This is a genomic window from Bifidobacterium samirii (assembly GCF_003952945.1).
Classification (GTDB): Bacteria; Actinomycetota; Actinomycetes; order Actinomycetales; family Bifidobacteriaceae; genus Bifidobacterium; species Bifidobacterium samirii.
Map to the genome: position 1 here is coordinate 96,254 of NZ_QXGK01000005.1, position 14,526 is coordinate 110,779.

6 protein-coding genes, 1 tRNA gene and 2 pseudogenes are annotated in these 14,526 nt (G+C 68.4%); 7 read left to right on the forward strand and 2 right to left on the reverse strand.

The features are described 5' to 3' along the window. Nucleotides 1–118 precede the first annotated feature (118 nt). Nucleotides 119–2,992 (reverse strand): annotated as a pseudogene (locus D2E24_RS03825) (beta-glucosidase). A gap of 441 nt (nucleotides 2,993–3,433) precedes the next feature. Between D2E24_RS03825 and D2E24_RS10790 the strand changes: the two are divergent. The 7 genes and pseudogenes from D2E24_RS10790 to D2E24_RS03865 form a co-directional block, all read left to right on the forward strand. After that, nucleotides 3,434–4,300: pseudogene (locus D2E24_RS10790) on the forward strand (serine/threonine-protein kinase); the annotation flags it as partial. A gap of 2,018 nt (nucleotides 4,301–6,318) precedes the next feature. Next, nucleotides 6,319–7,296 (forward strand): thioredoxin domain-containing protein, encoded by a 978-nt coding sequence (locus tag D2E24_RS03835; RefSeq protein ID WP_125968009.1) that lies wholly within the window; start codon nucleotides 6,319–6,321, stop codon nucleotides 7,294–7,296. A gap of 397 nt (nucleotides 7,297–7,693) precedes the next feature. After that, nucleotides 7,694–7,767: transfer RNA gene (locus tag D2E24_RS03840), tRNA-Thr, on the forward strand. A 338-nt stretch (nucleotides 7,768–8,105) separates the two neighbouring features. After that, nucleotides 8,106–9,728, forward strand: coding sequence for an aggregation-promoting factor C-terminal-like domain-containing protein (locus tag D2E24_RS03850; protein ID WP_125968011.1), 1,623 nt, complete (start codon nucleotides 8,106–8,108; stop codon nucleotides 9,726–9,728). 156 nt (nucleotides 9,729–9,884) lie between these two features. Next, entirely contained in the window at nucleotides 9,885–10,838 is a 954-nt protein-coding gene (gene rsmA / locus D2E24_RS03855; protein ID WP_125968012.1) for a 16S rRNA (adenine(1518)-N(6)/adenine(1519)-N(6))-dimethyltransferase RsmA, read from the forward strand. Between the two features lie 85 nt (nucleotides 10,839–10,923). Further along, on the forward strand, nucleotides 10,924–11,844 hold the full coding sequence (locus D2E24_RS03860) for a GHMP family kinase ATP-binding protein (RefSeq protein ID WP_241222839.1): 921 nt from the start codon (nucleotides 10,924–10,926) through the stop codon (nucleotides 11,842–11,844). 69 nt (nucleotides 11,845–11,913) lie between these two features. Further along, nucleotides 11,914–12,609, forward strand: a complete 696-nt coding sequence (locus D2E24_RS03865) for a LytR C-terminal domain-containing protein (RefSeq protein ID WP_125968014.1) — start codon at nucleotides 11,914–11,916, stop codon at nucleotides 12,607–12,609. A 376-nt stretch (nucleotides 12,610–12,985) separates the two neighbouring features. On the opposite strand, the gene D2E24_RS03870 is transcribed toward D2E24_RS03865, so the two are convergent. Beyond that, nucleotides 12,986–14,410, reverse strand: coding sequence for a CCA tRNA nucleotidyltransferase (locus D2E24_RS03870; RefSeq protein WP_125968015.1), 1,425 nt, complete (start codon nucleotides 14,408–14,410; stop codon nucleotides 12,986–12,988). Between the last annotated feature and the right edge of the window lie 116 nt (nucleotides 14,411–14,526).

The following is a 14,526-nucleotide window of genomic DNA, read 5'->3' on the forward strand; positions in this document are numbered from 1 at the left end:
CCGTCATGGCGACGGAACCGGGTCGTGTGCGGGGCGGGCGCCGGAGACGCCCGACCCTACCCGTTGGCCGTGTGGTGACCGGCCGTCGGTCCGCGGGACCGCGGCCGTCCGGCCGGACTCAGCCCTTGCGGCGGGCGAGGTAGCGCTTGATGGTCAGCGCCTCGAGGCCGACGACCAGCAGCGCGGCGACGCCCCAGACCACGTAGGTGATGGTCTTCCACATCGGGGTCTCGACCTCCGGCTCGCCATCCGCGTACAGCCAGCTGTTGGCGGCCGTGTACAGGATGTTGTGGCAGGCGGTGCGCATCGCCAGCAGCGACGTCGCGGACTTGTCCTCGATGTGGTTGGTGATGTCGGTGGTGGCCAGCATCACGTCGGAGCCGCCGCGGATCGCGCGGTCCGCGTCCATGTAGCCGTAGCCGCCGAAGTAATCGGTCAGGACCATGCCGCGGAAGCCCCACTCGTCACGCAGGACGGTGTTGAGCAGACCGGAGTGCGAGCCGGCCCATTCGGTGCCGATGTAGTTGAAGGAGCTCATGACCGCACCGGAGCCGCCCTCCTTGACGCTCATCTCGAACGGCTTGAGGTAGATCTCGCGGATCGACTGCTCGGTCGCCCAGGTGTTGAGCTCGCTGAGTCGGTTGGTCTCCTGGTCGTTCAGCGCGAAGTGCTTCATGAACGCGTACACGCCCTTGGCCTGCGCGCCGGCGATCTGCTCGGAGGCCATCACGCCGGACAGGTAGCTGTCCTCGGAGAAGTACTCGAAGGTACGGCCGGCGAAGGCGTTGCGGTGGATGTTCATGGCGGGGGCGTACCAGCCGGCGACGTGCATGTCGTGGGCCATGTCGCCGATGCCGTCGCCGAACTGGCGGGCCAGGTCCTTGTTCCACGTGCAGGCCACGGAGGTGGACGACGGGAAGCCGATGGAGCCGACGCCGGTGAAGTTGTTGTTCAGCGAGGCCGGGCCGTCGACGTCGGTCAGGGCGATCTTGCCGACGGAGTCGGCAGCCTGGGTGCCGTAGCCGCCGAACGCGATCAGGTTGTCCATCTCATCGAAGGTCATCTGGTCGAGCAGCTGGTCCCACAGCTCGTCGTCGTAGTCCTTGCCGGTCAGCTGGTACAGCTTGACGCCGTTCTTGGCGCCGGTGGTCGGCATCTCGTCGTCGGCGTTGTCGTACGCGGTCGGATCGTAGTCGGAGTTGTTGAAGAACGTCTCCTTGAGCTCGTCGGCCAGCGTGTAGTTGGTCGGGGCGGCGAGCGCCTTGTCGGCGTTGGCGAAGTGGTCGGCGCGGGACAGGTAGGTGATGCCCTGGGCCTCGCCGAGCGCGTCGTCGAACACGTTGGTGGCCACGACGGCGTCGCCGTTGTGCGTGTTGTCCTCGGTGTTGTAGGTGATCGTCTTATCGACGGTCACGGTCTCCTCGTCGATCGTGGTGTGCGAGTCGGACTGGATGGAGATCTCGTAGTCGCCCTGCTCCAGCACGTACGCCTTGGCGTCGTTCGCGTCGTAGGAGGCCATGTCGTCGTCGTCGAACTCGACGGACACGGTCTGGGATGCGCCCGGCTCAAGCAGGTCGGTCTTCTCGAAGGCGACCAGGTTGGCGGAGGCCTTCTCGATGCCGCCGTTGGTGTACGGCGGGTTGTAGTAGACCTCGACGATGTCCTTGCCGGCCTTCTCGCCGGTGTTGGTGACGGTCACGTCGAACGTGATCTTGCCGTCGGAGTAGGTGACGTCGCCCATCTCCTGCTTGAAGGAGGTGTAGGACAGGCCGTAGCCGAACGGGTACTGGACGTACTCGTCGTAGTTCACGGCGCCTTCGTCGGCGGCGGTCTCCCAGTACTTGTAGCCGACGTAGATGTTCTCGACGTAGTTGACGAACGCCGGGGTGGTCTCGCCTTCCTCGAAGTTCTCGGTGCCGTACTCGCTCATGTTGTCGTACTTGAAGTCGCCGGCGTTGTTGTAGGACGGCTGCTGGGTCAGGTCGTACACGAACGTGTCGGAGGTCTTGCCGGACGGGTTGGTCTCGCCGGCGAGGATGTCGCCCAGGGCGGAGAAGCCGGTCTGGCCGGCCGGCGGGCACCACAGGACGGACTTGATCTGCGGGTAGTCCTTGACGAAGCCGAGTTCGAAGGTGTTGGCGCCGTTGTAGACGAGGGTGACCTTGTCGAAGTTCTTGGTGACGAGGTCGATCATGTCCTTCTCGGTCTGGCTGAGCTCGAGGAAGCTCTCGCCCTTCTGGAAGTCCTTGTATTCGGTGGAGTTGTCGTTGTAGGTGATGCCGTCGGCGGTCATGTCCTTCGGCAGGTCGGCGCCTTCGCCGCCGACGCGGGCGATGACGATCATCGCCTCATCGGAGTATTCCTTGGCGGATTCGATCACGTCGGACGGGTAGTCGGCGGCCGGGAGCTCCGGCAGGGTCCAGTCCTGCTCGGCCATGGCCACGACCGGACGGTCGGCGCGGTAGTCGGTGTACAGCTTGCTCAGGTCGGCGTTGGTCTCGATGCCGGCCTCCTTGAGGCCGTCGAGGATGGAGGTGGTCTCGTAGGACTGGTTCATCGAGCCGGAGCCGGTGCCGCCGTAGACGGGGTTGGTGGAGCCCCAGCCGAAGACGTTGAGCTTCTTGTTGGCCAGCGGCAGGTTGTCGTCGTCGTTCTGCAGCAGGGTGATGGCTTCGGACTAGATCTCCTTGGCGAGCTTGTTCGCGTTGGAGATGGTGGTCTCGCTCAGCTCGTACTTGGTCGCGGTCGCGCTGTTGAGCAGCGAGGCGAGCGGACCGTACATCATCATGGACACCGACACGACGACGGCGACCAGGAACACGATCCACGATTCGGAATGGATGAGCTTGCGGGTGCCGGCGTTCTGCACGGTCTTCTTGTTCACGCCGAAGGTCAGCGCCAGCGCCAGAACCAGCACGACCGCGATCGCGATCAGCTGCGGCGCGAGGGATGCGACGACGTTCCAGACGTCGCTCCAGTTGATGCTCAGCATCGTTCTCCTCCTTGATTGTCTGTCGCCGGGATGCGAGCCGATACCGTTATCGGCCCGTACAGGGGATTCGGGCACTGCCCTGCACCGTCCTCCCTTGCGGTGCGTCCGCTCGCTCTCCGTTGGGTCGCTGCGCGGACGCCCCTCATACCGGGGTCCGTTCCAGACTCGCAGATTCGCCGCCGCGTCGCGGCCCGGCTCCCCCATCCTGTCGTTTCGGGCGCATAATCTGCTACCACGATGCGCCCGGCCGCGCCACCGGTTTTGCGTAAACGGCGTTTTCGCGTACGCGAACGGCATGCCCGCGCGCGTCGCGATCGGCGGCGGCCGGCAGCCGGCGACGGCCGTCCGATGAACTCCCGACGGATTCCCGACAGACTCCCGATGGGCGTGTCAGCGGCGCAATTCCGCCGGTTTCGGCACGCTTGGCTAGGATGGGGCCACATGAGCGATCTGAACGCATTGAATCTGGAACCGGGGGCCCTGATCGGCGGGTACACGCTGGTGTCGCGCCTCGGCGCGGGCGCGATGGGATCCGTCTGGCGCGTCAACGACGGCGGCGGCCAGGAGTATGCGATGAAGATCCTGCGCGATTCGCTGTCGGAGGACGGCGTCGACGACGGTGACGACGACGCGCTGCGCGAACGCCTGACGGCCCGCGAGCGCCTGCGCCGCGAGGCGATGGCGTTGAAGCGGGTGAATCATCCGGGTGTATGCGGCATCGTGGATATGGAGTTGGATGATTCGGTCGCGTTCATCGTGACGGAGCTGATCGAGGGCCGTAATCTGCGTGACGACGTGAAGGCGAACGGCCGCTATACGGGTGATGATCTGGAACGGCTGGCGCGCAAGCTGATCGAGGCGGTGAAGGCGGTGCACGCGGCGGGGATCGTGCATCGCGATCTGAAGCCGACGAATGTGATGGTGGCGGCATCGGGGCCGATCATCGTGGATTTCGGCATCGCGATGTCGGGCGGGGAGAGCCATGTGACGCGCACCGGTCTGGTGATGGGCACGCCGGGGTTCATCGCGCCGGAGATCATCGACGGCGCGGAGTCGGATGAGATGACGGACTGGTGGTCGCTGGCGTCGGTGCTGGCGTTCGCGGCGACGGGTGCGCCGGTGTTCGGCACGAAGCCGATGATGGCGGTGCTGGAGCGTGCGGCCGCGGGCAATGCGAATCTGACGGGTCTACCGGCGGGCACGATGAACGCGTTCCGCGCCGCGTTGCATCCGGACCGGCGTCGCCGCTGCACGCCGGACCAGCTGCTGCATGCGATCATGATGGACGCGCTCGACCCGTTCGCGTGGCGGGATGCGGCGCTGGAAAGCGGCGAGATGGGGGTGGTGCACCCTTTTGACGGTTCCGGCGCGGATAATCCGCGTCTGCTGTGGCGTCGCGCGCAGCGTCGTGCGGCCGGCGCGGGCGGGCGTATGGCCCGCGGGATCGCCGGCGGAGTCGGGACTTCCATATCTGAGGCCGGCGCGGGCATGCCGCCGGCGCCCCCGTCGCCGATCGCCACGGCGGGTGGCGATCCGTCAGCGTTCGTTGCGCCGTCTTCGATGCCGCCGATGCCGCCGACCGTCGACCGGTCGGCACCGCCCGTCCCACCGGCGCCGTCGACCGCGTCGGCCGCGGTCGAGCTGCCGACGGATGCGCCGTCGCAGGTGATGGAGATGCTGCCGATGGACGTGCTGTCCGGCGGCGCGCCTGCGTTGGACGATACGTCCGCGGATGCGACGCCAGAGACGCCGGCCGACGCGACCGACGCGACCGACGCGACCGACGGGCGTTCGGCGGACCAGCCGTCGGACCCGTCGGGAGCCGTGCCGCCGGTTCCGCCGGACGAGTCCACGACCGTGCTTTCTCCGGCGGGTTCCGCTGCCGCCGTACCGTCCGCGGAGTCCACGACCATGCCGTCGCCGGGCGAATCGACGACCGTCCTGCCGCCGGCTGCCATGCCGGCAGATGCGCCTGCCGCCGACAGCGGCGGACGCATCGTACGCAATTCGCGCAATGTGCCCGCCGCGGATCGTGCGCCCGGCATGCCGGCGGCACCTACGTCGTCGCCGTCGGACGGCACGACCGTGATCGCCGCGCCGGTCACGCCGCCGGGCCGCGTACCGTCGTTCCTCGCCGGAGCGTATGGATCGGAGACCGCCGCGCGCGGCGAGGCGGCACCGACGTCGGGCGAGTGGACGCAGTCGTCGCTGTTCGACCAGCCGTCCGCGGACGGCCGCCCGCCGGCGTTCCTGATGGACGGCGACGAACGCTCCGACGACGTCCCCGACGACGACGCATTGACGGAGATCGGCGGCGAGCCGGTGGATGACGGACCGTCCGGACGCGCGGTCCGGCGCGCGACAGGCACGGCGGCGTCCGGCCCGGCCGGCGACGCGGCGGGCGACGACCGCACCCGGCCCCGTCGCGGCTGGTTCGGCCGGCGTCTCGACGACGACGCTGACGACACCTACGGTGCGCACGATTCCTACGACCCGTACGGCGACGCCGACGACGCGGATGCGGCGACGCGGCGCGCCCGCTACCTGTCGGCCGGGTCGGGCGTCGTGACGCTGCTGCTCATCCCGCTCGCGCTGGTCGCGGCGAGCATCCCGCTCGCGGCGGTGCTGGCGGCAGGCGCGCTGCTGTGGGCGCTGTTCACGTTCGGTTTTTCGGTGGACGCGCGACTGTCGCGCGAGGAGCGCCGCGGCGGCCGCACGTCGACCGACGGGCTCGTGCAGGCGGCGAGTCTGCCGTGGCATCTGCTGCGCGCGGCCGGCGCCGCCGCCGCGTGCACGCTCGCATTGGGCGTGTTCATGGTCGTCGTATCGGCGTTGGCGGCGCTGATCTTCGACCTGCCGACGTCGAACGTCACGTTCGGCCCGTCGTGGCTGACGCTGCCGATGGCCGCCGACGCGCCGCTGTCGGCCGGCGGCGTCGTGTCGGCCGCGGCGATGGCGGTGGGATGGCTGACGGCGACGTTCTCGCATCGCACGTCGGCCGTACGGCTGGGCGCGGGCGCGCTCGCCGGTTCCGCCCGCGGCGGTTCGGAGGACGGGTCGCCGACGTCGACGCGCACGATGATCCTGGCGGCTGTCTGGCTGACGGTCACGCTGGCCGCGCTCACCGCGATGGGCCTCGGTTCGCCGATCGACTGGTGGCCGTTCGCCGGCGAATCCTGGTGACGTCCGCCCCGGCTTCACCCGTGGGCGATACTCACGCGCGTCCGTTATGATGGGCGCGATCGCAAGGCCGTATCGTCGGTCGCGCAGCCGGGCCGGCGGCGGGAACCGTCGGCCGCGCGCGGGCCGCAGTGGGAAGGATCATCATGGCCAAGGGCAACAGGGACAAGAGCCGGGCGGCGAGGCGCGCCGCCGAGGCGCGGGCCGAGCAGGCCGCGCGCGAGCAGGCGGAGCGCGAGCGCCGGCAGCAGACGGTGATCGGCGCGATCGTGGTGACGCTGATCGTGGCGCTGCTGGCGGTGGGCGGCGTGATGTTCTGGCGTTCGACGCATCAGGCGGCGCAGGAGGCCGCCGAGGAGGTCAGCGTCGACGATGCGTACCAGGCGGTGCAGGCCGTCTCCGGCAAGCCGGCGCGCGCCGACGACAAGGGCGGCATCATGATCTCGAAGGACGGCTACGGCACGACGGTGGACGGCGCGCCGACGATCGCGATCTACATGGATTTCATGTGCCCGGGATGCGGCAGCGTGAACCGTCAGCTCGACCCGACGCTGGTGAAGCTGGTCGATGCCGGGCAGATCAATCTGGAGCTGCACTTCCTGTCGTTCATGGACCGCTATTCGACGGACGAGTATTCGAGCCGCGCCGCGAACGCCGCGCTGTACATCGCCGACCATGACGACGATCCGGCGCATCTGCTCGATTTCATCGCCAACATGTACGCCGATGATTTCCAGCCGGAGGAGGGCAGCGGCTACGAGCCGGTCGGCGACGCCGAGATCCGTCAGCAGGCGATCGACGCGGGCGTCGCGGACGACGTGGCGCAGGCGGCGATGACGCGCGACTACGATGATTGGCTCGCCGCGGTCAACGCGTATACGCCGAAGCGTCCGGAGCTGTTCAACACGTCCGGCAACTTCGAGGGCACGTTCACGACGCCGGCGCTGACGATCAACGGCACGCGCTGGAACCTGTCGGAGGTGAGCGCCGCCGGCATGACGGTCAAGGACGCGTTCCTGGAGTCGATCGGTCTGCCCGCCGACAAGCTGGGCGACGGGGCGACGCTGCCGTCGATCGGCGCCGACGGCAAGCCGATCGACGTGATGACCGGCCAGAGCGAGTGATTCCGCCGGGCCGTCCCGGATCGGAGCCGGTCCGGGACGGCCTGCCCGCCGAAACGTCACAACGCGCGCGCAATCGGACGGTCTGCGTGTCCGTTGCGAAGCAACGACTGTCCGAAACTTCGCAACGGGCACGCGCGCATCCCGATTGCGCGTCCATAGTGAAGGTCCGATACCCACGGCATCGGACGGCCGGTCACGATACGGGACCATCATCCGGACAGCGGATTTCCCCGGCGGCGTAAAAACGGACGCGACACGCACAACAGCGACATTATTAGGAAATTCGTCAAACAAAAAAGCGTGGCCGTTCCGCACCGACCCACGGCGCGACATTGAACATTCCGAAAGTGCTGGTATGCTTGTCATTCGTCGCATCCGAGGCATTCGGACGCGGTAAGCCTCCTTAGCTCAGATGGCCAGAGCGGCCGCCTTGTAAGCGGCAGGTCGTCGGTTCGATCCCGACAGGGGGCTCGTCACGCAGAAAAACGGCGTATAGTAGGCACTAGCGTGGTTTTCTGCGCGGAGTTCTTACCCTGAGTAAGCAACCCAGAAGCTTTCCCCCAACTTGTAGCTTCTGGTGAGTGGGCAGAGCGTTCCCCCAACCGGCTCTGCCCTTGTAGTGGGGGCGGGTACTTCCCCTTCTCTCCCGCCCCCACTTTTTCTTTATCTCCTCCCGTCTCTCCTCCCCGACCCAGCCGCCGTTCGGGTTCGGCCGGTACAATGCACCCTTGTGCGCATCGCGTCGTCGCGCACGTCATCCCCCTGGACCAGATAGACCGTCCGCAACGTCAGGAAACGAGGTGCACCGCATGGCCAGACGATGGACCCCGCAACGATTCGCCCGTCTGCGCCGCATCCGAGTCGCCGCATGCGCGCTCAGCGTGACCGCGATGATGGTCGGCACGTTCGCAGTCGGCGCGCGCAAGACCGTCGCCGTGACCGTCAACGGGGAGACGACGACCGTCGTCACGTATGCGATGAGCGCCCAGCGCCTGCTCGCCCGGATGGGCGTCGACGTGAAGACGCACGACCTGGTCGAGTCGAGCGCCGGCGGCGACCGGCTCACCGACCATGCGGTCGTGACCGTGCAGAGCGCCTACCAGACCACCATCACGATCGACGGCCAGCGCGTCCCGTTCTGGACGACCGCGACCAGCGCCGCCCAGCTGCTCGGCTTCTTCGAGGCGAACGAGCATGCGGCCGCGAAGATCACCGTCGACATCGGCAACATCTACAACAAGCTCACCGGCGGCATGGTCATCGACGCGGACGGCCCGGTCACGGTCATCGCGGACGGCAAGACCTCGGTCGCGCCGAACGGCAAGCTGCCGGCCGCGTCGATCCTGGACGCGAAGGGCATCACCGTCGGCAAGGACGACCGCGTCAGCGTCGAACGCGACGGCGACGAGACGATCCTGCGCGTGCAGCGCGTCACGGTCGGCCAGGAGACACGGATGACGACGGTGACGCACGGCACGCAGACGGTCGTCGACCCGTCGCTGGCGCCGGGCGAATCCGTCGTCCGCCAGCAGGGCGAGGACGGCCGGATCCGGCAGGTCTACGACGTCACATACGTCGACGGCGAGGTCGAGTCGGAGACGCTCGCCTCCGAAACCGTCGTCAAGCTGGCGCTCGACACGATCATCGCCGTCGGCCCGTCGAGCGGGTCGAATGGGTCCGATGATGCGGCCGGTTCCGGTGGCACACCCGGTTCGTCCGGCGGTTCGATGTCCGGCGGCAGCGGCGCGACCGGCGGATCGTCCGGCGCGACCGGCGGCGGCTCATCCGATTCCGGCACGTCAGGCGGCACGACCGGCGGCGACGGCGGTTCCAATGATTCCGGCGACGGCGGTTCCGGTACGACCGGCGGCTCGACCGACGACGCCGGCAACGGCGGCGGAACGTCGGGCGGAGGCTCCAATGATTCCGGCAATTCCGGCGGTAGCGGCGACGACTCGGGCGGATCGTCCAACGGAGGATCGTCGTCCGGCGGTTCCGATGATGCCGGCAATTCCGGTGGGAACTCCGGCGGCTCATCCAGCGGCGGTTCCAGCGACTCCGGCTCATCGTCCGGCGGTTCCGGCGGCTCGTCCGACGGCAGCTCGACCGCACGGCTGTGGCATCCGACGCCGGCGCAGGCGCAGGCCTATGCGGCGGGCGCGGCGGCCCAGCGCGGCTGGACCGGCGACGACTGGGACTGCCTCGTCAAGCTGTGGAACCGCGAGTCGAACTGGCGTTGGGATGCGGAGAACGCATCATCCGGCGCGTACGGCATCCCGCAGGCGCTCCCCGCCGACAAGATGGCGGTGTTCGGCGCGGACTGGCGCGACGACGCCGCGATCCAGATCGACTGGGGTCTGGCCTATATCGCGGAACGCTACGGCTCACCGTCCAAGGCGTGGCAGCATTCCGAAGAGGTCGGCTGGTACTGATCCGGCACGGCCGCCCCGATCGTGCGGCAGACTGGCGGGCCACCGACCGGCGAGGGCATCCGTCCGCAGCCAAGCACGACGACACGGGGCCTACCGGACGCTGCAAGACCATACGAAACACGCGAGAATACAGAGAAGACCGACGAAAGGCATGAGATGAACGAAGAGCAGGGCAGGCTGCTGGGCGCGGCGGACATCCGTCGCATCGCGGCGGACGCGGGCATCAGCCCCACCAAGAAGTTCGGCCAGAACTTCGTGATCGACCCGGGCACGGTGCGCCGCATCGTGCGCGAGGCCGACGTGACGGCCGACACGCATGTGATGGAGGTCGGCCCGGGCCTCGGGTCGCTCACGCTGGCGATCCTGGAGACCGGCGCGACGATGACGGCCGTCGAGATCGACCCGCCGGTCGCCGAACGCCTGCCGCGCACGATCGGCGAATACATGCCGGACGCGGTCGACCGCTTCCGCGTCGTCAACCGCGACGCGCTGACCGTCGCTCCCGCGAACCTGCCGGATTTCAACGACGACGACCGTTTCACGCTCGTCGCGAACCTCCCGTACAACGTGGCCACGCCGATCATCCTGACGCTGCTGGAACGCTTCGCCAACCTCGACTCGTTCCTCGTCATGGTGCAGAAGGAGGTCGCCGACCGTCTCGCCGCCGAACCGGGCAGCAAGATCTACGGCACGCCCAGCGTCAAGCTCGCTTGGTACGGCACCGCACGCCGCGTCGGCAACATCGGCCGCAACGTGTTCTGGCCGGCCCCGAACGTGGATTCGGCGCTCGTGCGCTTCGACCGTCATAATCCGGCCGCGCAGGCCGCGCTCGTCGGCGACGCCGACCGCAAGGCCACGTTCGCGCTCATCGACGCCGCGTTCGGCCAGCGTCGCAAGACGCTGCACGCCGCGCTCAAGAAGACCGTGCCCGCCGGCGCGTTCGAGGCGGCCGGCATCGACCCGACCCGCCGCGGCGAGACGCTGACGATCGGCGAATTCGCCGCGCTCGCACGCGCGTGCGCCGCCGTCGCCGACACGTACGCCGATACGGCCGCAGCCGCCGACGATGCCGATTCCTCCGACTCCCAGCCGACCACCGACGCCGAGTAGTCCTCCGCCGGTCCGGCCGACGCCGACCCGCCGACGACCGGACCGCACCAGCAGAACCGTTGTGAATCCCCGGAAGGAGCCCATCGTGACGAACCAGCAGCAGCCGTCCGCCGTCAGCGTCGACGTGCCCGCCAAGACGAACCTGACCCTGCACGTGGGCGAGCCGCGCGCCGAATGGGGCGGCCGCCACGCGCTCGACACGATCTACTGCGGCGTCGGCGTCTACGACACCGTCGCCGTGTCCCGCCGCGCGCCCGGCTCCGGATTCACGTTCGCGCTGGCCGGCGACCATCTGGGCGACCTCGCCGCACCGGCCGCCGACGCCCTGTCCGACGAGGACGCGCGCCGCAACCACGCCGTCAAGGCGCTGCTCGCCCTCGCGCAGGCCGCCGGCCGAGAGCCCGACGTCGCGATCCGCCTGACCAAGCGCATCCCGGTCGCGGCCGGTCTGGGCGGCGGATCCGCCGACGCGGCCGGCGCACTGCTCGCATTGAACATCCTGTGGGCACTCGACTGGCCGATCGACCGGCTGCGCGCGGTCGCCGCCACGCTCGGCGCCGACATGCCGTTCTGCCTGACCGGCGGCGTCGCGCACGGCACCGGCTTCGGCGAGCGAATCGACGACATCCCCGCCGATTCGCCGCGCGGCCGCGACCTCGCCGCGCGCGGGTTCGCCGGCCGTCTGCTCGTCGGCGCGTACGACGACGCGCTGTCCACGCCGGCCGTGTACGCCGCGTTCGACCGGCTCGGCGCCGGCGACGGCGGCGAGAACCATCTGCAGCATGCGGCCGTCACGCTGCACCCGCGCAGCGGCCTCGCGATCGACGCGGCGAGGGCGGCGGGCGCGACGCAGGCGTTCGTCTCCGGTTCCGGCCCGTCGGTCGTCGCGTTCACGCCGACGGCCACCGTCGAGGATGCGGTGCGCCGCGCATGGGAGTCGGCCGGCTGCGTCGACCGCATCATCGCCGCCGACGCCCCGGCTACGCCGCGCATCACCGTCGCCTGACCACCGGCGTCGGCGTCACGTAGTGCCGCTACTCTTGAACCAGTCTCGTGGGAATGGGAAGGACAAGGAATGACTGAGCAATACGACGAGAGGCAAGCCCGTAAGGCGTACATGCGACGCCGTCAGCGCAAGGTGTTCGCCGTCGCCGGGTCCCTGCTGGTCGTGCTGCTGGTGGTCGCGCTCATGTTCTACTTCCACCTGTTCGGGCTGGGCGTGGTGAAGACGTCCGCGACGCAGCCCAACTACGGCGTGACCGCGCCGTGCGTGCCGAAGGCCGAGGACGGTTCGACGCGCAAGTACGTGGACAACCGCGACGTCAACGTGACGGTGTTCAACGGCACCGCGCACGTCGGCTTCGCGAAGGCGGTGCGCAACGCGCTCGTCCAGCGCGGCTTCCCGATGAACGACCCGCAGACCTACTACGTGGACGGCGCGCAGAACACCGACCTGGAGCGCACGATGATTCGCTTCGGCAAGAACGCGATCGCCGAGGCGTACACGCTCAACGCGAACTTCACCGACGCGGTGCTCGTCATGGACGACCGCGAGGACACGAGCGTCGACGTCGTGCTGGGCGCCACGTTCAACGACCTCGTGCCGGTCGCGGACGTGCCGGGCGCCGACAAGGACATCGCCGACATCGAGGGCTGCGTTGCCGCCGACCAGATGACCGGCCTGCCGCACTACGAGGTCGTCGCCGACCCCACCGAGGAGGATGCGCAGGCCGACCAGTCCGCCGACCAGCAGGCCGAAACCGCCCAGTAACCGCCGCTTCCCCGCCCCCGTAACTTCGCAACGGACACGCGACGACTATGTCTGCGTGTCCGTTGTGAGGTTACGGACCGTCCAACCTTCGCAATGCGCACGCAGACCATGCGATCGCGCGTCCGCCGCGAGTTCCGGAGAACTATGTTGCATAGTGAGGGCAGATTCCGGGGTTTGCAAGATGCTATACGGCAAACTGAGGGCACCCGTACTCTCCCTGCACCTGTCATGCCCCTTAGACCTTGGCCGAATGTTGCGCCACATGTGACGGTTGCGGAGAGTACAAGTGCCCTCAGTTTGCCGTATAGCGCTGCGCACAGTCCGGAATCTGCCCTCAGTGCACGAGATAGCGCGTCCGAGAAGAGGATACCGACGGCTATGCGCCCGCGGTCTCTCTCTCGTACCAGCGGCGCAGCTCAGCGACGGCCGTCTCGTGGTCGACGGGACCGTTGTCGAGTCGGTAATCAAGCATGTGCCGGTACGCGCGGCCGACCATCGGGCCGGGTTCGAGTCCCAGCAGTTCCATGATCTCGTTGCCGTCCACGTCGGGGCGGATCGCGTCGAGGTCCTCCTGCTCCTTGAGCGCGATGACGCGCTGCTCCATCTCGTCCATCGCGGACGAGAACACCATCGCCTTGCGTCGGTTCTGCGTGGTCGCGTCGGCGCGGGTGAGACGGTTGAGCCGGTGGTAGAGCGCGCCCGCGTCCTTCACGTAGCGGCGCACGGCCGCGTCGGTCCACGGCTCGTCCACGTAGCCGTGGAAGCGCAGGTGCAGGTTCACCAGTTCGCTCACGTCGTCGACGATGTGGTTGTCGAAGTGCAGCACGCGCAGGCGCTTGCGGGTCATCTTCGCGCCGACCGCGTCGTGATGGTGGAAGCTGACCTTGCCGCCCGCCTCGAAGCGGCGGGTGCGCGGCTTGCCGATGTCGTGCATGAGCGCGGCCAGTCGCAGCGTCAGGTCGGGGCCGGGCACGGGGCCGTCCGGGCCGGTCTCGAGCGCGACGGCGCGTTCGATGACGATCATCGTGTGCTCGAACACGTCCTTGTGGCGGTGGTGCTCGTCGATCTCCAGCTGCAGGGCGGGGATCTCGGGGAACACGATGTCGGCGAGGCCGGATTCGACGAGCGCCTCGATGCCGGCGCGCGGACGGTCCGACATGAGCATCTTGACGAGTTCGTCGCGCACGCGTTCGGCCGACACGATGCCGATGCGGTCGACCATGTCGGTGATCGCCTCGGCGGTCTCCGGTTCGATGCGGAAGCCCAGCTGGGCGACGAAGCGCACGGCGCGCATCATGCGCAGCGGGTCGTCGTCGAACGAACGATGCGGGTCGATCGGGGTGCGCAGCACGCCCTTGGCGAGGTCGTTGGCGCCTCCGAACGGGTCGACGAACTCGAGCTGCGGCACGCGCAGCGCCATCGCGTTGACGGTGAAGTCGCGGCGCGACAGGTCGCCGTCGAGCGTGTCGCCGTAGTCGACCTCCGGCTTGCGCGACTCGGGATCGTACGAGTCGGTGCGGTACGTGGTGATTTCGACCTGCACTTCGGTGCCGTCGTCGCGCCGGCGCATCGCGCCCAGCGTGCCGAACTTGCGGCCCATGTCCCAGAATCCGTCGCGCCCCCAGCGGCGCAGGATCGGCTCGAACTCCTCCGGTCGCGCCGACGTGCAGAAATCCAGGTCGTGAGACGGGCGGTGGAGCAGCAGGTCGCGCACCGGACCGCCCACCAACGCCAGCTCATACCCCTGTTCGGCGAACAGACGTCCCAGTTCAATGGCTTCCGGCCATACTTCGAAATTCACGCGCACCCTTTCGCGACCAAAAAACTTGTACCTTATCAGCATAGCGTCACCCGTCCTGCACAAGAGTTGGGTAAGGTGGGAACCATGATTACGCCAGCGGACCTCGCACGCATGCT

Coding starts and splice junctions, on each gene's coding strand:
- D2E24_RS03835 (WP_125968009.1), top strand. CDS start 6,319: ATGGCCAAGGGCAACAGGGACAAGAGCCGGGCGGCGAGGCGCGCCGCC.
- D2E24_RS03850 (WP_125968011.1), top strand. CDS start 8,106: ATGGCCAGACGATGGACCCCGCAACGATTCGCCCGTCTGCGCCGCATC.
- rsmA (WP_125968012.1), top strand. CDS start 9,885: ATGAACGAAGAGCAGGGCAGGCTGCTGGGCGCGGCGGACATCCGTCGC.
- D2E24_RS03865 (WP_125968014.1), top strand. CDS start 11,914: ATGACTGAGCAATACGACGAGAGGCAAGCCCGTAAGGCGTACATGCGA.